We start from the raw sequence: 21,733 nt of genomic DNA, 5'->3' as shown, positions 1-21,733 counted from the left end.
CTTAACCCTCCCGGGATGAATTTCCGCGATCCTGCTGCTGTTGCTGACGGCCTAACTCACGTACCGCCATCAGGCTCACTCCGGCGACGGCTCCCAGTACCCCACCGATAAGCCCGGTGGCACTGGCAGAGCTGTTCCCGCCTTCAGGGCTGGTCACGGCTGGTTTTTCCACACGTGGCGTCGGGTTTTCTACGTTTGCCAGCTGGAAAATACCTTTGGTAAAGCCGATGCCTTTTTCATTGCAGCCATAGCAAGGATGACCGATACCCACCGGCCAGATACCGCCGCCGACATCGCAAAACTCCAGCGTCGAGCAGTTGCCGTAGGTTTCCGGGCCTTTACACCCCAAATGGTAGAGACACCAGCCCTGCCGATGCCCCTCATCGCCAAATTCTTTGGCAAAGCGACCGGCGTCAAAATGCGGGCGACGTTCACAGTTTTCGTGAATCAGGCGGGCATAAGCGAAATTCGGTCGGTTCTGGCTATCGAGCGCAGGCGCGCGCTGGTAGGTAATGACATGGGCGACGGTCGCCAGGAAGTTATGCGGATTAGGTGGACAGCCCGGAATGTTAATCACCGTTTTACCCGGTAAGACGTCCTGCAAACTGACCGCACCGGTCGGGTTCACCCCGCTCGCTGGCACGCCACCCCAGGCTGAACACGAACCGATGGCGATAATCGCCGCCGCATGTTCAGCCGCGGCACGAATATGTTCGACAATCGGCTTACCGGCCACCATGCAATAGATGCCGCCATCTTTAAGCGGAATAGACCCATCCACCACCAGCACATATTTCCCTTTATAACGTTCAATCGCCCGGTGTTTATTCTCCTCGGCCTGCTCACCAAAAGCGGCAGACAGCACCTCGTGATATTCCAGCGAAATGGTATTCAGCAGCAGGGTTTCAATGGTCGGGTGGGTGGAACGCAGCAAGGACTCGGTACACCCGGTACACTCCTGCGCGCCAATCCAAATCACCGGCGGACGCTGGGGAGACGTCAGTGACTGGGCCATTTCTGCTGCCGCTGCATCTTTTAACCCCATGGTGGCGGCCAGTGCGGCACATAGCTTCATAAAATCACGGCGATTAATACCGTGATGGGAAAGCGTCATATTTTCCCCATTCATTCTTTATTATTCTCCTGTAGCAAGGTCGGAGTAACACAATTACGTGCTGGCATAGGATAATGATGGGAATAACATTACCGACTTGATCTTTATCAAGTGGCCTGGGAATAGGCTCATTATTTATGTGCCTTATGTGACGCTATCCGCAGCGGGATTTTTTTGAAACCATTCGCAACAAAGAGGAAATGAGAAAATATCTCAATGCGTTATAAACACATATTTTTTGTGATCTCAAATAGCTTAATCGATTTAAGCATGACTTATATCTCTTATAATAAAAATATTATTATTTTGATTTTTATCTATTTTTTATAAAACCCCCTTCAGCCACAGATTATTTTTATTTTCTTTTTTTACTTTAGATCTTTACCATGAAGAAGAAAGTTACTTTAGATACTTTACTTTTAAAAGGCAGCTATAAAGATAAAGCCGCTGATCCCTTCATACAATTCAGATTATTGACGTTATTGTCGGCACTTTTTTTTCTGATTATAAAAAAACAGCCGTTTTAAACGGCTGCTCTATTTTTGAACGCTCAAAGAGATTTATTCAATCCCGCGACTACGCAGGTAATCTTCATAGTTACCGCTAAAGTCAACCACGTTGCCCGGCGTCAGTTCGACAATGCGTGTCGCCAGTGAACTGACAAATTCCCGGTCATGGGAGACAAACAGCAGCGTGCCCTGATACATCTCCAGCGCCATGTTGAGTGATTCGATAGACTCCATATCCAAATGGTTGGTTGGCTCATCCATAATCAGGATATTGGGCTTTCGCATCATCAGTTTGCCAAACAACATACGGCCTTTCTCACCGCCCGATAACACCTTCACCTTCTTCCTGATGTCATCTTGCGAGAACAGTAACCGGCCCAGCACACTGCGTACCGCCTGCTCGTCATCACTCTCCTGCTTCCACTGGCTCATCCAGTCGAATACCGTGAGGTCGCCATCAAATTCGTATTCATGATCCTGAGCGTAATAACCGATGCTGGCGTTCTCTGACCATTTCACCGAACCGGATTCCGGCGTCAGCTCGCCGACCAGCGTTTTCAGCAACGTGGATTTACCAATACCGTTAGTGCCGAGAATAGCCACCTTCTCACCGACTTCCACCAGCATTTTTACACCGCTAAACAACGGGCCGTTATCAAACCCTTTGGTCACGCCATCCAGTTCCAGTGCGTTGCGGAACAGTTTTTTATCCTGCTCAAAGCGAATAAAGGGGTTCTGACGGCTGGAGGCTTTGACTTCCTCAAGCTGAATTTTTTCTATCTGGCGGGCACGCGAGGTGGCCTGACGCGATTTGGACGCATTGGCGCTAAACCGGCTGACAAAGGACTGCAACTCGGCAATCTGCGCTTTCTTCTTGGCGTTATCCGACAACAGGCGCTCGCGGGCCTGCGTTGCCGCCGTCATATACTCGTCATAATTACCGGGGTAAATACGCAGCTCACCGTAATCCAAATCCGCCATATGGGTACAAACCATATTCAGGAAATGACGGTCATGGGAGATAATGATCATGGTGCTGTTACGTTCGTTCAGCACCTGCTCCAGCCAGCGGATAGTATCGATATCAAGGTTGTTGGTCGGTTCATCAAGCAGCAGAATATCCGGGTTGGAAAACAGCGCCTGTGCCAGCAACACACGCAGTTTCCAGCCTGGGGCCACTTCGCTCATCGGGCCATAATGCAGATCCTGCGCAATACCGACGCCCAGCAGCAGCTCACCGGCACGCGCTTCGGCACTGTAGCCATCCATCTCACCGTATTTCACTTCCAGGTCAGCCACCCGGTAGCCATCCTCTTCGCTCATCTCGCTCAGAGCATAGATACGATCGCGCTCTTCCTTGACCTGCCACAATTCGGTGTGGCCCATGATAACCGTATCCAGCACCGTATATTGCTCAAAGGCGAACTGATCCTGACGCAACTTACCAATGCGTTCGTTAGGATCAAGCGCAACGTTACCGGTAGTCGGGGCCAGGTCGCCGCCGAGAATTTTCATAAACGTGGATTTACCACAGCCGTTTGCACCAATCAAACCGTAGCGGTTACCGCCGCCGAACTTGACTGAAATGTTTTCAAACAAAGGCTTACTGCCAAATTGCATCGTAATGTTGTTAGTTACCAGCACCGCATTTACTCAGTTCAGAATGTGATTTGGCGCGCATTATGCCATAAGCCGGTGCGAGAATCCCGGCGAATATCGAACAGTTTTCAACCAAAAAAGCAGCGTAATGGTCAGTGCAATCACATCACCACCGCCGTTGCCCAGCCAGGCAAGACATGTCTGGGCTAACACGCCATAATGACGGCAAATTTTATTCGCAGAAGGAAGACACTATGCCGCCATCACGCCGTTTCAAACAGGTTGACGTATTCAGCCAGCAACCCTGTAAAGGCAATCCTCTCGCGGTCATTTTGGATGCAGACGGTCTTGATGACGCAACGATGCAGAGCATCGCCCGCTGGACAAATCTTTCAGAAACCACCTTTGTTCTGCCACCGGATGACCCGATGGCTGACTATCGCGTGCGTATTTTCACCCCATCGCACGAGCTACCTTTTGCCGGGCACCCAACATTGGGTACGGCCCATGTGTTACTGGAAGCAGGACTTGCCCCACAGGTTCCCCACCAGCTTATCCAGCAGTGTGGTATCGGGCTGGTGCCCGTCGCCCTTCATGAAGACGGCCAACTGGCCTTTCGCGCACCCGATGCCATATTGTCACCGCTCAATATCGGGCAACCTAATCAGCTTAACGACGCCATTGGCAGCCACCTGCGTCACCCTGCTCACCCGGTTATCAGCGTTGACATGGGCATTCGCTGGCTCACGGTATCGATGCAAAGCGCCCAGGCCTGCCTGCAAGCAAAACCAAACGCCGCACTGATACAGCAATTACTGGAATACAGCCACTGCGATGGGGTTGCACTCTATGGACTGCACGAACGCCCCCACGCGCTGGATTATGAAGTGCGGGCATTCTTTATCGCCGGTGAAACGCTGGTGGAAGACCCGGTGACAGGCAGTGCCAATGCCTGTATTGCCAGGGTGTTACAACATCACCCGTTGCCAGAGCGCGACGACCGCACCATCGGCTATCAAGTCCGTCAGGGCACCATGCTCTCTCGGGACGGCCGCGTCACCGTTTCTTATATTGACGGGCAACCCTGGATTGGTGGCCACACTAATACATTGATTAATGGGAATATTAACATCTAGCCAGGCCGGTAAATCGCCCGATTCAGAGTAACTCGCTGAACAGCCGGTTATCTCTGAACCGTTATCGTCGCTAAATTAATGTGACTTTTGTCACGAAAAAGTTGAAATCACGTTTCTGATCTACTACTATTAAAACCGTGATGAACATCACATTAAATCACCTGATTCACGATAACGGAGAGTACACATGAACGCATTCACTGGCTTTTTCAAAAAACTGGCTGACGTCTACGTAACTTACTGCGAGCGCATCGGCTCTTTCATCAGCCCGTTTTAATATGAGCGCCGCAGACTAAAAGCCGCCATAACGTTATACATGGCGGCTTTAGTTTTTCTCCTCTCTGCCTATCATTTCTTCTTACCTATCAAAGCCTTACCTTTCACCACCTGTTTTTTCCTGCTCTGACTACCCGCATTTCACTACCTTTATGATATTCACGCAGATAACCCGGCTAATCAGTTAACGCTTACCTCACGCTGTTCCGGCACTGAAATCGCAGCCATAAAAAAGCCGCGAGCATCGTGTCGCGGCTTGTATGAATTATCTGACCATTACATCAACGGCTGCGCCAGTTGCACCAGTGAAATCAGCGGCTGTGGGTAGAGGCCAAGGATCAGCACCAATACCGAAGAAATCAGCACCACGACACCACCGGCCGTCAGCGCCCAGTTACTGGGTGTATCACGGTTCAGGGTTTGCGGCGCGCTTAAATACAGGCTCACCAACACCCGCAGATAGTAGTACAGACCAATCGCACTGCCCACCACCACCGCGGCACTGAGCCACCACAGGTGCGCGCTCACACCAACTGCCAGCACGTAGAATTTGCCGAAGAAGCCAAGCGTCATCGGAATACCGGCCAGTGACAGCATCATCACCGTCATCACCGCAGACAGAATCGGCTTATGCCAGAACAGCCCACGATAAGAGAACAGTGAATCGGCATCCGGGCCGCGATAGGGGCTGGACATCAGACTGACCACACCAAACGCACCCAGGCTGCTAAACAGGTAGCCGGCCAGATAAACGCCGATGGTTTCCAGCGCCAGTTGGTGGGTCTGTACCGCAATCAGCGCAACCAGCAAATACCCGAGGTGCGCAATAGACGAGTAACCCAGCAGACGCTTGATGTTGCTCTGCGCGACGGCCATCAGGTTGCCAAACAGAATAGAGGCAAAGGCTATCACAGCTAACGTGGTACGCACCGACTCGCTATCCACCAGCGGGGCGTAAAGGAACAAACGCATCACGGCACCGAAAATAGCAATCTTGCTGGCGGTTGCCAGAAAGGTCGAAACCGGTGCTGGCGCGCCCTGATACACATCAGGTGTCCACAGATGGAAGGGAACCAGTGACAACTTGAAGCCCAGCCCTACGAGCATCATACCAAGGCCGGCCAATAGCAGCGGTGCATGCAACTGGTGGTCGCTCAAGCTCTTACCGAGGTTTGCAAAGCTGAGATTACCGGAATCGGCATACACCAGCGCCATACCAAACAGCAGGAACGAGGAGGCCGCGGCTGACAGCAACATATATTTGATAGCCGCTTCCAGCGAACGCTTTTGGCGAAACGCGTACCCAACCATACCAAATAGCGGCAGGGAGATAAGTTCAATACCAATAAAAAACGCCGCCAGATGATTAGCACTGGCCAGCAGAATGCCGCCCATCGCAGCAATCAACACCAGCAAATAGAACTCATCTTTGTTATCCGGGTACCCTTCAAGCCACGGATAGGCAAAGGTACTGGTCGCCAGACTCGCCGCCAGCACCAGCCCGGTGTAGAACATCGAAAACCCATCGACCCGGATAAGTGGCGTGACATCCGTTGGCCCGACCTGCCCGACCAGATACAAGGAGAGCAACGCAATGTTCAGGCCGATAACCGTCAGTGTTGCGTTAATAAAATGGTTGCGTCGCCACGCAATGCACAGCATCACCACCACGACTGTTAATCCGACGATTAACAGTGGCGATATCGCGATCAGTTGTTGAGGAGTTATTGTCATGGCGAATTACAGCCCTGTCGTTGAAGTTGTTGAACCCTGAACCGATGACGCAAACCAATGCTGGATATTCGCCATCGCCGCACCAGAGGTATCCAGAATCGGCTGAGGATAGACACCCAGCAAGACCAGCAAGACCACCAGCAACAGAATCAGAAACAGTTCACGGACGGTCATATTCTGCAATGGTGTCTCTGATTTTGGCGTACCGTAGAACGCACGCTGCATCATTACCAGCGAATAGACCGACGCAAATACCAGACCAAAGGTGGAAATCACCGTGATAACCGGGACAACCGGGTAGCTGCCGAACAGGATCATAAATTCGCCAACAAAGTTCCCCGTACCCGGCATACCGAGTGTTGCCACAGCAAAAAACAGTGACAGCGCAGGCAGATAGCGAATTCGGCTCCACAGCCCGCCCATCTGGCGCAAATCACGGGTATGCAGACGCTCATACAACTGACCGCAAATAATAAACAGACCCGCCGCTGACAGACCGTGGGCAATCATCTGCACGACCGCACCCTGGTAGGCCAGTTGACTGCCAGAATAAATCGCAATCATCACAAAGCCCATATGCGACACCGAGGTGTAGGCAATCAGGCGTTTGATATCCGTCTGTTTAAACGCCATCCAGGCACCGTAGAAGATACCGATAACACCGAGCCACATGGCAACCGGCGCAAAATGGTGCGAGGCATTCGGGAACAGCGGCAGGCTAAAGCGCAGTAAACCGTAAGCCGCGGTTTTCAGCAAAATCCCCGCCAGGTCAACAGAACCGGCCGTCGGTGCCTGACTGTGCGCATCTGGCAACCAACCGTGCAACGGCACCAGTGGCATTTTCACCGCAAACGCGATGAAGAAACCCAACATCAGCGCGTATTCAAGGCCGAAAGACATGGGTGTTTTCAGTAAGCGGGCGTAATCAAACGTCCACTCACCGGTCGCGCCATGATGCACAAATACCAAGGCGAGAATCGCAATCAGCATGACCAGGCCGCTGGACTGCGTATAGATAAAGAACTTGGTCGCTGCGGCAATACGGGTTTTCCCGTCCGAGCCTTTGTGCCCCCACAGTGCTATCAGGAAGTACATCGGTACCAACATCATTTCCCAGAAGAAGAAGAACAGGAACATGTCGATAGCCAGAAACACACCGATAACACCGCCAAGTATCCACAGCAGGTTGAGGTGGAAGAAGCCTTGATAGCGCTGAATTTCACGCCATGAGCAGAGGATAGCCAACACGCCCAGCAGACTGGTCAATACCACCATCAGCAAGGACAAGCCATCCAGTGCCAGATGAATGGAGATGCCAAAACGCGGGATCCAGTTGAGGATGAATTCCGACTGCCACTGCGGCAGGCCTGTTGGCGTCGCCAGCGAATAGCCGCCTTGCAGCCACAGCTGCAATGACAGCACCAGAGTCAACCCCATGGAAACCAGTGCAACCCAGCGCGGCACACGAGAGCCAAAGCGCTCAAGCTGCCAGCACAGCAGGCCACCGATAAAGGGGATAAGAATCAGCCAAGGTAGTAGCATGGCGTTTTGTGTCCCTAATTTGAAGAAAACGAAAAACTTGCTGCCTGCGGGGCAGGCTATTCAGCCACCCCGCGCCTGTGCATTACCGCATCACTAGACCAGCAACAACAGCGTCAACACCACAACGGCACCCACACCCATTGATGCAACGTACCAGCGCACCTGACCGTTTTCGCTGACCACCAGCGCACGGTTGCCCCAGCGGGTCAACACCGCGGGAATACTCATCATGGCATTGAGCGGGTCACGCTGTATTAATGTCGCAACGGCCAGGTACGGTTTGACGAACACCTTGTCATACAGCCAGTCAAATCCCCAGGCATGGAACCACCAAGTGGAGAAGAAACGGCCAGGAGCACTGCTGGCAATAGCCGTCACCAACTGGCGTTTACCCAGCCACAGTGCCGCCGCCAGCAGAATACCCGCGATGGCGACCACGCCAGAGGCTATCTCCAGTGTCATCACCTGACTGTGCTCAAGCTCAGTGGTCGCTGGCAGCACACCATGCAGCGGTGGTGCAATCATCGCCCCGATAAAGGTGGACAACACCAGCAACACCAGCAGTGGCAGGTGGTGGGAAATACCTTTCCCTGCGTGAGCTTTGGTTTTCTCTTCGCCATGGAACACAATGAAAATCATGCGGAAAGTATAGAGAGAGGTCATGAATGCCCCCACTAACCCCGCGATAACCAAATTAAGATGACCGTTCGCCCAGGCACCAGCCAGAATTTCGTCTTTACTGAAGAAACCGGCCGTCACCAGTGGTAATGCCGCCAGGGCCGCACCGCCAACCAGGAAGCAGACGTACACCAAGGGAATGGTTTTGCGCAAACCACCCATTTTGAAAATATTCTGCTCGTGATGGCAGGCCAGAATCACCGAACCGGATGACAGGAACAGCAGCGCTTTGAAGAAAGCATGCGTCATCAAGTGGAAAATTGCTGCATCCCACGCCTGTACGCCCAATGCCAGAAACATGTAGCCAATCTGGCTCATGGTGGAGTAAGCCAACACACGTTTGATGTCGGTTTGCACCAAGGCCGCGAAACCAGCCAACAACAGCGTCACCGCACCAACATTCGCCACCAGATGCAGTACATCAGGGGCCAACAGGAACAAGCCGTGAGTACGGGCTATCAAATAGACACCCGCCGTCACCATGGTTGCGGCATGAATCAGCGCTGAAACCGGCGTTGGGCCAGCCATCGCATCGGCAAGCCAGGTCTGCAACGGCAACTGGGCCGATTTACCAACCGCACCACCCAGCAACATTAATGTTGCCCAGGTGATAGCAGGCGACCCTTCAGCCAGATGCTGTGGAGCCAACACCATCAATTCGCGGAAATTCAGCGTACCCAGCTCGCGATAAAGGATGAACAGCGCAAACGCCAAAAACACATCGCCCACGCGAGTAACGATAAACGCTTTCATCGCCGCCGCACCGTTGTTCGGGTTGGTATAATAGAACCCAATCAACAGATAACTGCACAGCCCCACCCCTTCCCAGCCGAGATACATCAACAGCAGGTTATCAGCCAGCACCAGCACCACCATGCTGGCGATAAACAGGTTGGTATAAGCAAAGAAACGGGAATAGCCCTCCTCACCACGCATGTACCATGAGGCAAACAAGTGAATGAAGAAGCCGACACCGGTGACAACGGACAGCATGGTTAACGACAAGCCATCCAGCGCCAGCGTCACGCCGATGTCAAACTTGCCGACCGTCATCCAGCTCCACAAGTGCTGGGTAAAGAAGGTGACGCCGCCCGACTGGTGGTGGCTTAGAAAATCAACCACCACACCGCCTGTTACCAGCGCGGCTAATCCCACTGAGCCAACCCCAATAGTCGCAGACACATTTTCCGACCAGCGGCCACGGGAGAAAGCCAGCAACAGGAATCCGATTAGCGGAAACAGAATAGTTAAATAGAGTAGGTTCATCCGCGCATCTCACTGACAGTATCAATATTCAGGGTCTGACGGCGACGATACAGCTGGAGCAACAGCGCCAGACCAATACTGGCCTCCGCTGCGGCCAGCGTAATGGCCAGAATGTACATTACCTGACCATCCGATTGCCCCCAGTAACTACCGGCAACGACAAAAGCCAGCGCAGCCGCGTTAATCATGATTTCCAGGCAGATCAGCATAAACAATAAGTTACGGCGGATTATCAACCCGGTCAGCCCCAGTACAAAGAGGATGGCCGCTAAAAGCAGGCCATGTTGTAGCGGAATCATGCGCGTTCCTCCGTGGTTTTCTTCTCGGCATCCTGATCTTTTGCAATCAGTTCTCCACGCTTATCTTCGCGGCCAACGTGGAAAGCAACGACCAGCCCGGCCAGCAGCAGCATCGACGCGAGTTCGACAGCCAGCACATAAGGGCCAAACAGGCTGATACCCACCGCTTTGGCATCGATCATATTGCCCGCAATGGACTGGTCGCTCAGGCTGATAATACCTTTAACAATGACCGTCAGCAGAACCAGAGAAAGCACTCCTGGCCCCAGCCAGACACTGGGTTTAAGCCACAGTTTTTCCTGCTCATCCACCGAAGTGCCAAGGTTTAACATCATCACCACGAACACAAACAGCACCATAATGGCACCCGCGTAGACGATTATCTCCAGCGCACCGGCGAAATAGGCACCCAGTGAAAAGAACACACCAGCCACCGCCAGTAACGAAACGATCAGATACAGTAATGCATGTACTGGATTGGTATGGGTAATGACACGTAGTGTCGCCAGTACCGCCACAATCGCAGTCGCGTAAAAAGCGAATTCCATGCTTGGCTCCTTAGGGCAACAGGCCTTTAACGTCAATGGGTTTGGCTTCGTTTTCAGCTTCGCCTTTCTCTTTCCCATCAACAGCCATACCGGCCATCCGGTAGAAGTTATATTCCGGATATTTACCCGGCCCCGAGATCAGCAGATCTTCTTTCTCATACACCAAATCCTGACGTTTAAACTCACCCATTTCAAAATCAGGCGTCAGTTGAATGGCCGTTGTCGGGCAGGCTTCTTCGCACATACCACAGAAAATACAACGCGAGAAGTTGATGCGGAAAAACTCAGGATACCAGCGGCCATCCTTCATTTCCGCCTTCTGCAAGGAAATACACCCTACCGGACAGGCAACCGCGCACAGGTTACAGGCAACACAGCGCTCCTGCCCGTCAGGGTCACGCGTCAGTACAATACGGCCACGAAAACGCGGCGGCGGATTGACCGGCTCCTCCGGGTACATTTTGGTTTCACGCTTTTTAAACGCATTGGAACCCACCATACAGATACTGCGTACCTGGGTGCCGAAACCAATCAAAAGCTCTTTCAGTGTCATGGTTTATTCACCCTCATTAAGCGTTGTACAGAATGACCGCGGCGGTTGCCAGCAGGTTCAGCAGCGTCAGCGGCAGGCAAATACGCCAGCCAAACGACATCACCTGGTCATAACGCGGACGAGGCAGCGAAGCACGGATCAAAATGAACATCATCATGAAGAATGCCGTTTTGATGGCAAACCAGATAAACGGCGGCAACAATGGCCCATGCCAGCCACCGAAGAACAGCGTCACTATCAACGCCGATACCGTCACAATCCCGATGTATTCGCCGACGAAGAACAAGCCGAATTTCATCCCGGCATATTCGATGTGATAACCATCCGCCAGTTCCTGTTCGGCTTCCGGCTGGTCAAACGGATGACGGTGGCAAACGGCCACACCCGCGATAGCAAAGGTAATGAAACCAAAGAACTGCGGCACCACGTTCCACACGGTTGACTGCGCATTAACGATATCGGCCATATTGAATGAACCGGCCTGCGCGACCACCCCCATCAAAGACAAGCCGAGGAACACTTCATAACTCAGTGTCTGGGCAGAGGCACGCACAGCACCAAGCAACGAGTATTTATTGTTACTTGACCAGCCAGCGAACAGCACAGCGTACACAGCCAAACCGGCCATCATCAGGAAGAACAACACCCCGATATTCAGGTTAACCACCTGCCAGGTTGGGCTAACCGGCACAATCGCAAACGACAGCAACAGTGAGGTAAACGCAATAACCGGAGCCAAAATAAAGATAACTTTATCGACAAACGGCGGCGTCCAGTCCTCTTTAAAGAACATTTTGAGCATGTCCGCCACCAGTTGCAGCGAACCACCCCAGCCTACGCGGTTAGGCCCGTAGCGCCCCTGGAACAGCGCCAGCAAGCGGCGCTCTCCCATACTCATCAGCGCGCCGCAGCTCACCACAACCAGTAAGATCACGATGGCTTTGCCAACCGTGGCCAGAATATCCAACACCTCTGGAGTCAACCAACTCATTGTGCAGCCTCCCGCAGCATTTCAACGGTCACGCCTGCCAACACCGGAGCCACACCCGGGAAACCGAGCGGCAAACCGACCTGCCCCTGCCGCAGCGCATCACTAAGGCGTACTGGCAAACGCAACATCTGCCCACCGCAAGTGATATCCAGCAACGTGCCAGCATGAATCCCCAGTAACTCGGCATCAGCCTGATTCACAACAGCACATGCCTGTGGCATACGCTGTTGAATCACCGCTGACCGCTGTGACAACTCATCACTGCCAAACAGGTTATAGTACGGTGCCACTTGCCATTGGCCCTGCTGCGGTGCAAACGGAGCCGGGATCTGGCTAAAGTACGCCAGCGTGCTGTCAGCCGCTTCAATAAGACGCACGCCGGGGTCGCCGTGACGCAAGTGCCCGCCAACCTCATCCTGAAACTTGTTCCAGGCCTGTGGCGAGTTCCAACCCGGAGCCCAGGCGAACGGCACCTGTTGACGATCGGCGAACGGGCTGTTGTTACCTTCCATCGAGAAGGCAAACATGGTGTCTTTATCTTGTGGCTGCCGAGGTTCATGCACACTGATATTGGCACGCATTGAGGTGCGACCGCTGTAACGATGCGGCTCGCGCGCCAGTTTCTGACCCTTGATGCGAAACGAGGCTTCCGGTGCCGCCTGTTTGATAGCCGCCAGATGCGGCAAGGCTTTCACACAGGCATCAATCACATTATCAAGCTGCGTCCAGTCCACCTGACGGCTGTGATAGGTAATGAACAGCGAGTGCAACCAACGCCAGCTCTCCAGCATCACCACGCTGCTGTCATAGTAGGTGGGGTCGTACACCTGGAAGAAACGCTGTGCGCGGCCTTCCTGGTTGATAAGCGTACCATCGCTTTCAGCGAAACTGGCTGCGGAGAGAACCAGACTGGCTTTCTCCATGATGGCTGTACGCTGATGATCAAGCACCACCAGATTGGTGGCTTTAGCCAGCGCGGCATCGACTCGGGCGGCTGGCGCATGGCGATACAGATCATTTTCCAGTACCACAACGCTGTCAGCTTCGCCCGTTTCCAGTTGCGACAAGGCATCATCAAGAGAACCGCCACCTATCATGGCAATGCCCATGCTGTTGGCAGATGCGGCAACAAACGTAATGCCGACATCCGCGCCACGCCCTTTCAACGCTTTGGCAACGTTGGCGGCAGCGGCAATCACATCGTCACTGCCCGCCTGAGAGCCGGAGATAATCAGTGGCTTACGCGCACCAGCCAGCGCCTGAACGATAATATCGACTTTCTGGCCCAGATCCGCCGGTAAATCGCTGACCGCAGGGGCAGTGTTATCCAGCGCATGCGCAATGGCAAACCCCAGCCGTGCCTGATCGGCCACCGGCGCGCGATAGCTCCACGCGGCAATGTCATCCAGACGCGTGCTGTCAACATTGGTGACAAACAGCGGATGTTTGGCATGCTGGCCGATATTCAGGATCGCCGCTATCTGCCAGTCCGCCACTTTCTGGGCCGCCGCCATTTCACGCGCTTTACCTTTAACGGCCTGACGAACCGCCAGAGCGATACGTGCACCTGTCTGGGTTAAATCTTCACCCAGTACCAGCACGGCATCATAGCCTTCGATTTCGCGCAGCGATGGCGTATGCACCCCGCTCTCTTTCAGCACTTTCAACATCAGTTGCAGGCGATGTTGTTCAGTCTGAGCAATACCGGTGTAAAAGTTGTCTGCACCGACCAACTCACGCAGAGCAAAGTTACTTTCCACACTGGCGCGCGGCGAGCCGATACCGATCACTTTCTTCGCCTGACGCAGCACATCTGCCGCCCCTTGCAACGCCTGTTCAGCGTTGAGCGCAATCCAGTCAGCACCGCGGCGCTGCAACGGCTGACGAGGGCGGTCTTTCAAATTGACATAGCCGTAACCGAAACGACCACGGTCGCACAGGAAATAGTGGTTTACGCTGCCGTTATAGCGGTTTTCCACCCGACGCAGTTCGCCATAACGCTCGCCTGGGCTGGTGTTACAACCCACGCTGCACTGCTGGCAAACGCTAGGCGCAAATTGCATATCCCATTTACGGTTATAGCGCTCAGAGTGGGTTTTATCGGTAAAGACGCCAGTCGGACACACCTCAACCAGGTTGCCGGAAAATTCACTTTCCAGCACGCCATCTTCCGGGCGGCCAAAATAGACGTTATCGTGCGCGCCATATACGCCCAGGTCTTTGCCATCAGCGTAATCTTTGTAATAGCGCACACAGCGATAACAGGCGATACAACGGTTCATCTCATGGGAGATAAACGGCCCAAGATCCTGGTTGTGATGGGTACGTTTGGTAAAGCGATAGCGACGGAAATTGTGTCCCGTCATTACCGTCATATCCTGGAGATGACAGTTTCCCCCCTCTTCGCAGACCGGGCAGTCATGCGGGTGGTTGGTCATCAGGAACTCCACAATGGTTTTGCGGAATTGCTTTGCTTCGTCGTCATCAATGGCGATAAACGTGCCATTTGATGCCGGTGTCATACAGGACATGACCAGACGACCACGGGTATCTTCCGCGTTCTGGTACTGCTTGACCGCACATAAGCGACAAGCGCCGACGCTTCCCAGCGCCGGATGCCAGCAAAAGTAGGGAATATCAAGTCCCAAAGACAGACACGCCTGTAGCAGGTTGTCTGCTCCGTCTACTTCATATTCTTTGCCGTCTACATGAATCGTTGCCATAGTCAGCATGCTTCCATAACAGCCCACCTCAGGCGGGCACTAATCAAAAATTCTGTCTGCGGGATAAATCGGCTCACCTCCGGCACGATGCTCAACGTACCGGTGTGGCATCATTACCAGCGCTCTTTGAGCAGGTTAGGCTGAATACCCGCTATCGGTTTAGCGTTACTCACTACCTGTCTGGCGATACCGGCTTCGAACTCGTCCCGAAAATATTTAATGGCACTTTGCAGCGGCTCGACAGCACCCGGTGCGTGCGCACAGAAGGTATTACCAGGCCCCAGGAAACGGCACAGCTGTTCCAGCGTTTCAATATCGCCAGGCTGCCCTTCGCCACGCTCCAGCGCCCGCAGAATTTTCACGCTCCAGGGCAATCCGTCACGGCACGGCGTACACCAGCCGCAGGATTCACGCGCGAAAAACTCTTCCAGATTGCGCGTCAGCGATACCATGTTAATTTCGTTATCGACCGCCATCGCCAGTGCCGTACCCAGACGGCTGCCCGCTTTACCGATGTTCTCGAAATCCATTGGCAAATCCAGATGCGCGTCGGTCAGAAAATCCGTACCGGCCCCGCCTGGCTGCCAGGCTTTGAGTGTCAGCCCATCGCGCATACCACCAGCATAATCTTCCAGAATTTCACGGGCGGTCGTACCAAAGGGCAGTTCCCACAGACCAGGATTGTTGACGCGACCAGAGAAGCCCATCAGTTTGGTACCGGCATCTTTGCTCTTACCCGCCGACAGCCCCTGATACCACTCCACACCATGCTCAATAATCGCAGGCACGTTACACAGTGTTTCTACGTTGTTGACGCAGGTGGGTTTACCCCAGACACCGGCAGAGGCAGGGAAAGGCGGTTTGGAACGAGGATTCGCACGACGGCCTTCCAGCGAGTTAATCAATGCGGTTTCTTCACCACAGATATAACGGCCCGCACCGGTGTGCACGAACAGCTCGAAATCAAAACCGGTTCCCATGATATTTTTGCCCAGCAGCCCGGCTTCGGTTGCTTCGGCAATCGCACGGCGCAAATTGGCCGCCGCTTCAATATATTCACCACGCAGGAAGATATAACCGCGATACGCTTTGAGCGCATAGGCACCGATCAACATGCCTTCTACCAGCAGATGCGGCAACTGCTCCATGAGCAGGCGGTCTTTATAGGTGCCGGGTTCCATTTCATCGGCGTTACACAGCAGGTAACGGATGTTCATGCTTTCGTCTTTCGGCATCAGGCTCCACTTTAATCCGGTGGAGAAACCGGCACCGCCACGACCACGCAGGCCTGCGTCTTTCACCAGCGTGACGACGTCATCCTGAGCCATGCCAGTTAGCGCTTTTTTCGCACCGGCATAACCGTTCTTGCTGCGATACTCATCCAGCCAGACCGGTTGTTTATCCGCACGCAAACGCCAGGTTAAGGGATGCTGTTCAGCCGTCAGAACAATGTTTTTACTCATTGATATTGCTCCAGTAGCGAATCGAGATCATCAGGCTTCAGATGACTGTGGGTATCTTCATCAATCATCATCGTCGGCCCTTTGTCACAGTTCCCCAGACAACAGGTTGGCAGCAGCGTAAAGCGGCCATCAAACGTGGTCTGCCCCGGCTTGATATTGAGTTTTCGCTCAAGCGCCGACTGAATTCCCTGATAACCCGTGATATGGCACACCACGCTGTCGCAGTAACGAATAACATGACGCCCTACCGGCTGGCGGAAAATCTGGCTGTAAAATGTTGCGACACCTTCCACATCACTGGCAGGAATGCCAAGGATCTGTGAAATCGCCTCAATCGCGCCATCAGGCACCCAGCCACGATGTTTTTGCACAATTTTCAGCGCTTCAATGGAAGCTGCGCGTGCGTCTTCGTAATGGTGTTTTTCATGCTCGATGGCATCACGCTCTGTGTCACTTAACACAAAGACATCGCTGGCGGCCTGTGCCGGAGCATCGATTGACTCTTGAGTGTTGTTATGTTCGTGCATAATTAGCGGTCCACATCTGACATGACAAAATCAATACTACCGAGGTACACGATAAGATCCGACACCAGGCAGCCACGTATCACCGAAGGAATCTGTTGCAGATGCGGGAAACTCGGTGTGCGGATACGGGTTCGATAGCTCATGGTGCTGCCATCACTGGTCAGGTAGTAACTGTTAATCCCTTTGGTGGCCTCAATCATCTGGAATGACTCGTTAGCAGGCATTACTGGCCCCCAGGACACCTGCAAGAAGTGGTTGATGAGGGTTTCGATATGCTGCAATGTGCGCTCTTTCGGCGGTGGCGTCGTTAACGGATGATCGGCTTTAAACGGCCCGGCTGGCATATTCTTCAGGCATTGCTCAAGAATCCGCATACTCTGACGCAGCTCTTCGACTTTCAACATGACACGGCTGTAGCAATCGCTGATGCCATCCCCCACCGGTACTTCAAAATCAAAGTTTTCATACCCTGAGTAAGGCCGCCATTTACGCACGTCGAAGGCCACACCGGTAGCACGCAGGCCTGCACCGGTCACGCCCCACTCCAGTGCCTCTTTGGCGTTATAGGCAGCGACACCCTGTGAACGACCTTTAAGGATACTGTTTTGTAGCGCCGCTTTGATGTACGTATCAAGACGAGCGGGCATCCAGTCGAGGAACTCTCTCAGCAGGCGTTCCCAGCCACGCGGCAGGTCATGGGCAACACCGCCAATACGGAACCATGCCGGATGCATGCGATAACCGGTAATTGCTTCCACCAGATCATAAATTTTCTGGCGATCGGTGAAGGCAAAGAACACCGGTGTCATGGCACCGACGTCCTGAATAAAGGTGCTGATATACAGCAGGTGGCTGTTAATACGGAACAGCTCCGATAACATCACGCGGATGACTTTGACGCGCTCAGGCACCTCAATTTCCGCCAGCTTTTCCACCGCCAGCACGTAGGGCATTTCATTCACACAACCGCCAAGGTATTCGATACGGTCGGTGTAAGGGATATAGCTGTGCCAGGACTGGCGCTCACCCATTTTTTCAGCGCCGCGGTGGTGATAACCGATATCAGGAATACAATCGACTATCTCTTCACCATTAAGCTGAAGAATAATACGGAAAGCACCGTGCGCAGAGGGGTGGTTTGGCCCCAGGTTGAGGAACATGAAGTCCTCGTTGCTGGTGCCACGCTGCATGCCCCACTCTTCCGGTTTGAAGGTCAGGGACTCCATTTCCATATCTTCGCGCTGTTTCGTCAGCACAAAAGGATCAAATTCCGTGGCTCGCGCCGGAAAATCTTTACGCAGCGGATGGCCTTCCCAGGTCTGCGGCATCATGATGCGCGTCAGATGAGGGTGCCCTTTGAAGGTGATGCCAAACATATCCCAGACTTCACGCTCATACCAATTCGCGTTCGGGAACAGTTTAATCAGCGTCGGCAGGTTGAGATCGTTTTCCGATAACGCCACCTTCAGCATGATGTCACGATTGCGCTCAATCGAAATCAGGTGGTAGAAAACGGTAAAGTCAGCGTCAGGCAGCCCCTGGCGATGTGTGCGCAGGCGTTCATCAACGCCATGCAAGTCAAACAGCATCACATAAGGTTTAGGCAACTTTTTCAGGAAAGCCACTACATCCAGTAACTGCTCACGTTTCACCCAAACAACCGGCAAGCCCGTGCGGGTTGCCTGAACGGTGAAGGCTTGCGGCCCAAAACGGTTACACAGCTCGCCAACGACAGGATCATCAAGATGATCCCGGGTTTGCCACACAGGCAGAGCGACATCGTGCGTCGTTAAATCTGTCATAAATTATGTCACCACAGTGAATGTGCTATTTCTGTGACGGATAATGGCTGCACACGATTTATCGTGATATGAATTTATCGTGTTATCCAGCCATTACAGCCCTTCACTCACAGGTCAAATCTCGTCTGGAGAACGCAGGTTAGTTACGGCTATCCGCTCACCCCGTTTACGCTCGCGCTCAGACTGCATATTCGCGCGGTAAACACCCTGATCGCCTACCACCCATGACAGAGGGCGACGTTCTTTACCGATAGATTCTTTTAGCAGCAGCAGAGCCTGCATATACGCTTCTGGCCGTGGCGGACATCCTGGGATGTAAACATCTACCGGCAGAAATTTATCAACGCCTTGTACGACAGAATAAATATCGTACATACCACCGGAGTTCGCACAGGCCCCCATGGAAATCACCCACTTTGGTGCCAGCATTTGGTCATACAGACGTTGAATAACGGGTGCCATTTTCAAAAATGGCGTTCCCGCCACCACCATAAAGTCAGCCTGACGTGGTGAGGCGCGAATAACTTCGGAGCCAAAACGCGCAACGTCATGCACAGAGGTGAATGACGTTGCCATTTCGACGTAACAGCAGGAAAGACCAAAGTTATACGGCCACAGTGAATTACTGCGGCCCCAGTTGACCATGCTGTGCAACGACTGTTCAAGGTTGCCCATAAAGACACTGCGGTTAACATGCTGCTCAAGCGGATCGGTGACGATCTCTTGCTTCTGGAGGGGGTAACGGTCGTTCTCACCGTCCGGATCAATGCGGGTGAGCGTATAATCCATCTTCTTAATGCCTCGCTATTACTGCTGATGAATGTTAGTGGGATTCACGACACTGGATTTCACGACTTGTCGTTTGGAACGCGCAGGCGTCCAGTCCAACGCGCCGATACGAACCAGATAAACCAGCCCAGCCAACAGCACCAAAATGAAAATTGTGGCCTCGACGAAGCCGACCCACCCACTTTCCCTGATAGAAACAGACCAGGCATAGAGATAGAGGGCTTCAACGTCGAAAATAACGAAAAACATGGCAACCAGATAAAATTTGGCGGAGAGGCGCAACCGCGCAGAGCCAACCGATGCGATACCGGATTCATAAGGAATATTTTTGTGTCGAGCCCGGGCACGGCCTCCGAGCAGAAAGCCTCCGAGCAGCATGAAGCCACACAGACCAACAGCAACGATAACGAATAGCGCAAAAGCCCAGTGATGGGCGAGGACTTCAGTAGTTGTTGACATACTCTTGCTTACTCATCAAAAGTGACCAGACACCTGCTCTTTTTGTCGGCAGTTTGTCGCCACATCGATTAAAAGGAAGGATTTTTCGCCACAAAAACACCACAACTTATAAGGTTAAGCGGCTGTTTAATGCGGTCTGATTCCCTGTTATGTAACCTTATTTTCAACGCCACTAAAAATAACAGCACATTACTTTACATGCACGTAGTTTCGTTAACATTTTGTGTGCAACACATGGTGACTAAATCGAGTCAGTCAGCAGTTTGATGTTAACGATTTCGGTGGTGTAAAGCCTTTATTGGCACATTGACTATATCATTTTCGGCAAGAATTCCCGTTCTCCCATAGGGTTAATAGGGGTATTTTTTGATCCAGAACACACTTTTTTCATTTATGTTATTAAAAAAACCGCTCGCGTTGTTCATCTGTTAACCGAACCATCAATGCAACATGCATTTAAAAAAAAAGAAAACCGGTTTTAATAAAAAAGAAACCCGAATGTTGCCAGGCGTTGGCATCATGAAATACCCGGTAGTTCAAGGTTGGACTGAATGAGAGGGAGAAGGCTGGTCATTCAGGTAGCGGGGAAGCCCCCGCTACCCTGGGCATCAGATAACGTCTTTTAATGATTCGTCTGTAGGGGGATCTCGCAAATCATTTTCTGCACTGACACCAACAGGCATCAAGCTTGAACGAGTACCCGATTCAATGGCGCTGAAAATCGCGTTCGTCAGCTCATTATCCTGCTCTGGATTACGGCACAGGTAATAACGGGTATCGGGGAGTCTCGGTAAGCCTTCTTCCTCTCCCAGCACGCGAAGTTCCGGGCTCATCATCTCCACGGAGCGTACGGTAACGCCTAACCCAGCTTTCACCGCGGCACGCACAGCTGATAGCGTTGAAGCAACGTAGGAAATTTTCCACGCAATGCCAGCGGCTGTGAGTTGTTCGAGCGCAAGCGTCCGAAATGGGCTTGGCTCATCCAGTACGACCAGAGAAACCGTTTCCCCGGATTGATACTGATAATCCGCTGCGCAATACCATAAGGTTGGCGATGTACGCAGTAAGACATGAGGAAGATCGCCACTATTGGCAGTAGTAATGACCAGATCAATTTTCCCCTGTTGCAACATCTCCGCCATTTCTGCGCTGCGTTTGATACTGACGGCAATCGACAGTTTGGGAAACACCGTCGTCACACGCTGTAAGATGAATGGCAGAATGGTGTCAGCCGTATCATCCGACGCACCGATGGTCAGGGTTCCCTGAATATCGCTGTACATCAGTGATGCACACGCTTCATCATTAAATTGCAGGATTTTTCTGGCATACCCAAGAAACTGGATGCCATGCTCAGTCAGCAGTTTATTCCGCCCATGACGGGCAAATAACTCCTTACCAATCAATTGCTCCAGACGCTGCATCTGCTGGCTGACAGCCGACTGGGTTCTGCACACCGCCACCGCCGCTGCGGCAAAGGTGTTCAAATCCGCAACGGCGACGAACGTTCTCAACAGATCGAGATCCAGGTTGAGGACTGGGCGACTTGTATTTGTCATACGGTTCTTCACTTATCTATTTTAATTTTTAACAAACATACCTGGTGTTGATGTAGATGCGCCGACAAGGCCGACACACAATAAAAGACAGTATCGCAGACGGACGGCTACGGCAAAAGACCTGCTATATTCCCTCGCCCTAATCGTTTCTCTCCCTCAGCCTCCT

17 protein-coding genes are annotated in these 21,733 nt (G+C 52.7%); 1 reads left to right on the top strand and 16 read right to left on the bottom strand.

What is annotated here, in order from left to right; all coding sequences use genetic code 11:
- Window position 1: 1 nt before the first annotated feature.
- Both hybO and DAQ1742_RS06255 read right to left on the bottom strand, forming a co-directional pair.
- Entirely contained in the window at window positions 2-1,129 is a 1,128-nt protein-coding gene (hybO, locus tag DAQ1742_RS06260; RefSeq protein ID WP_035343110.1) for a hydrogenase 2 small subunit, read from the bottom strand.
- Window positions 1,130-1,674: 545 nt separating this feature from the next.
- Window positions 1,675-3,267 carry an ABC-F family ATPase gene (locus tag DAQ1742_RS06255; protein ID WP_035343113.1) on the bottom strand — a complete coding sequence of 531 codons (1,593 nt, stop codon included), beginning with the start codon at window positions 3,265-3,267 and terminating at the stop codon, window positions 1,675-1,677.
- A 209-nt stretch (window positions 3,268-3,476) separates the two neighbouring features.
- Here DAQ1742_RS06255 and DAQ1742_RS06250 point away from each other — a divergent pair, with 209 nt between their 5' ends.
- Entirely contained in the window at window positions 3,477-4,358 is an 882-nt protein-coding gene (locus tag DAQ1742_RS06250; RefSeq protein WP_035343115.1) for a PhzF family phenazine biosynthesis protein, read from the top strand.
- Window positions 4,359-4,910: 552 nt separating this feature from the next.
- On the opposite strand, the gene nuoN is transcribed toward DAQ1742_RS06250, so the two are convergent.
- The 14 genes from nuoN to lrhA form a co-directional block, all read right to left on the bottom strand.
- Entirely contained in the window at window positions 4,911-6,368 is a 1,458-nt protein-coding gene (gene nuoN, locus DAQ1742_RS06245) for an NADH-quinone oxidoreductase subunit NuoN (protein WP_035343118.1), read from the bottom strand.
- Between the two features lie 6 nt (window positions 6,369-6,374).
- Entirely contained in the window at window positions 6,375-7,910 is a 1,536-nt protein-coding gene (nuoM, locus tag DAQ1742_RS06240; RefSeq protein WP_035343121.1) for an NADH-quinone oxidoreductase subunit M, read from the bottom strand.
- A gap of 93 nt (window positions 7,911-8,003) precedes the next feature.
- The gene (gene nuoL / locus DAQ1742_RS06235; protein WP_035343123.1) at window positions 8,004-9,854 is read right to left on the bottom strand and encodes an NADH-quinone oxidoreductase subunit L; all 1,851 of its coding nucleotides are present in this window, start codon (window positions 9,852-9,854) and stop codon (window positions 8,004-8,006) included.
- On the bottom strand, window positions 9,851-10,153 hold the full coding sequence (gene nuoK / locus DAQ1742_RS06230; protein ID WP_035343125.1) for an NADH-quinone oxidoreductase subunit NuoK: 303 nt from the start codon (window positions 10,151-10,153) through the stop codon (window positions 9,851-9,853). The genes nuoL and nuoK overlap by 4 nt, the downstream gene beginning before the upstream one ends.
- Window positions 10,150-10,701, bottom strand: coding sequence for an NADH-quinone oxidoreductase subunit J (gene nuoJ / locus DAQ1742_RS06225; protein WP_035343127.1), 552 nt, complete (start codon window positions 10,699-10,701; stop codon window positions 10,150-10,152). The genes nuoK and nuoJ overlap by 4 nt, the downstream gene beginning before the upstream one ends.
- A 10-nt stretch (window positions 10,702-10,711) precedes the next feature.
- A complete protein-coding gene (gene nuoI / locus DAQ1742_RS06220) occupies window positions 10,712-11,254 on the bottom strand; it encodes an NADH-quinone oxidoreductase subunit NuoI (RefSeq protein ID WP_012769140.1) in 543 nt (180 codons plus the stop codon).
- 16 nt (window positions 11,255-11,270) lie between these two features.
- Window positions 11,271-12,245 (bottom strand): NADH-quinone oxidoreductase subunit NuoH, encoded by a 975-nt coding sequence (gene nuoH / locus DAQ1742_RS06215; RefSeq protein ID WP_035343129.1) that lies wholly within the window; start codon window positions 12,243-12,245, stop codon window positions 11,271-11,273.
- A complete protein-coding gene (gene nuoG, locus DAQ1742_RS06210) occupies window positions 12,242-14,968 on the bottom strand; it encodes an NADH-quinone oxidoreductase subunit NuoG (RefSeq protein ID WP_035343132.1) in 2,727 nt (908 codons plus the stop codon). The genes nuoH and nuoG overlap by 4 nt, the downstream gene beginning before the upstream one ends.
- Window positions 14,969-15,081: 113 nt before the next feature.
- Window positions 15,082-16,431 carry an NADH-quinone oxidoreductase subunit NuoF gene (nuoF, locus tag DAQ1742_RS06205; protein WP_035343135.1) on the bottom strand — a complete coding sequence of 450 codons (1,350 nt, stop codon included), beginning with the start codon at window positions 16,429-16,431 and terminating at the stop codon, window positions 15,082-15,084.
- On the bottom strand, window positions 16,428-16,958 hold the full coding sequence (gene nuoE / locus DAQ1742_RS06200) for an NADH-quinone oxidoreductase subunit NuoE (RefSeq protein WP_035343137.1): 531 nt from the start codon (window positions 16,956-16,958) through the stop codon (window positions 16,428-16,430). Before nuoE ends, nuoF begins: the two co-directional genes overlap by 4 nt.
- 2 nt (window positions 16,959-16,960) lie before the next feature.
- Window positions 16,961-18,760, bottom strand: a complete 1,800-nt coding sequence (gene nuoC / locus DAQ1742_RS06195) for an NADH-quinone oxidoreductase subunit C/D (RefSeq protein ID WP_035343140.1) — start codon at window positions 18,758-18,760, stop codon at window positions 16,961-16,963.
- A 114-nt stretch (window positions 18,761-18,874) separates the two neighbouring features.
- Window positions 18,875-19,549: a NuoB/complex I 20 kDa subunit family protein gene (locus tag DAQ1742_RS06190; protein WP_035343143.1), complete on the bottom strand. Its 675-nt coding sequence runs from the start codon at window positions 19,547-19,549 to the stop codon at window positions 18,875-18,877.
- Between the two features lie 18 nt (window positions 19,550-19,567).
- Window positions 19,568-20,008: an NADH-quinone oxidoreductase subunit A gene (locus DAQ1742_RS06185; protein ID WP_035343145.1), complete on the bottom strand. Its 441-nt coding sequence runs from the start codon at window positions 20,006-20,008 to the stop codon at window positions 19,568-19,570.
- Window positions 20,009-20,616: 608 nt separating this feature from the next.
- Window positions 20,617-21,567 (bottom strand): transcriptional regulator LrhA, encoded by a 951-nt coding sequence (gene lrhA, locus DAQ1742_RS06180; protein WP_035343148.1) that lies wholly within the window; start codon window positions 21,565-21,567, stop codon window positions 20,617-20,619.
- Window positions 21,568-21,733: the final 166 nt, after the last annotated feature.

It is taken from the genome of Dickeya aquatica (assembly GCF_900095885.1).
GTDB lineage: Bacteria > Pseudomonadota > Gammaproteobacteria > Enterobacterales > Enterobacteriaceae > Dickeya > Dickeya aquatica.
This window is presented reverse-complemented; position numbering and strand designations above follow the sequence as displayed.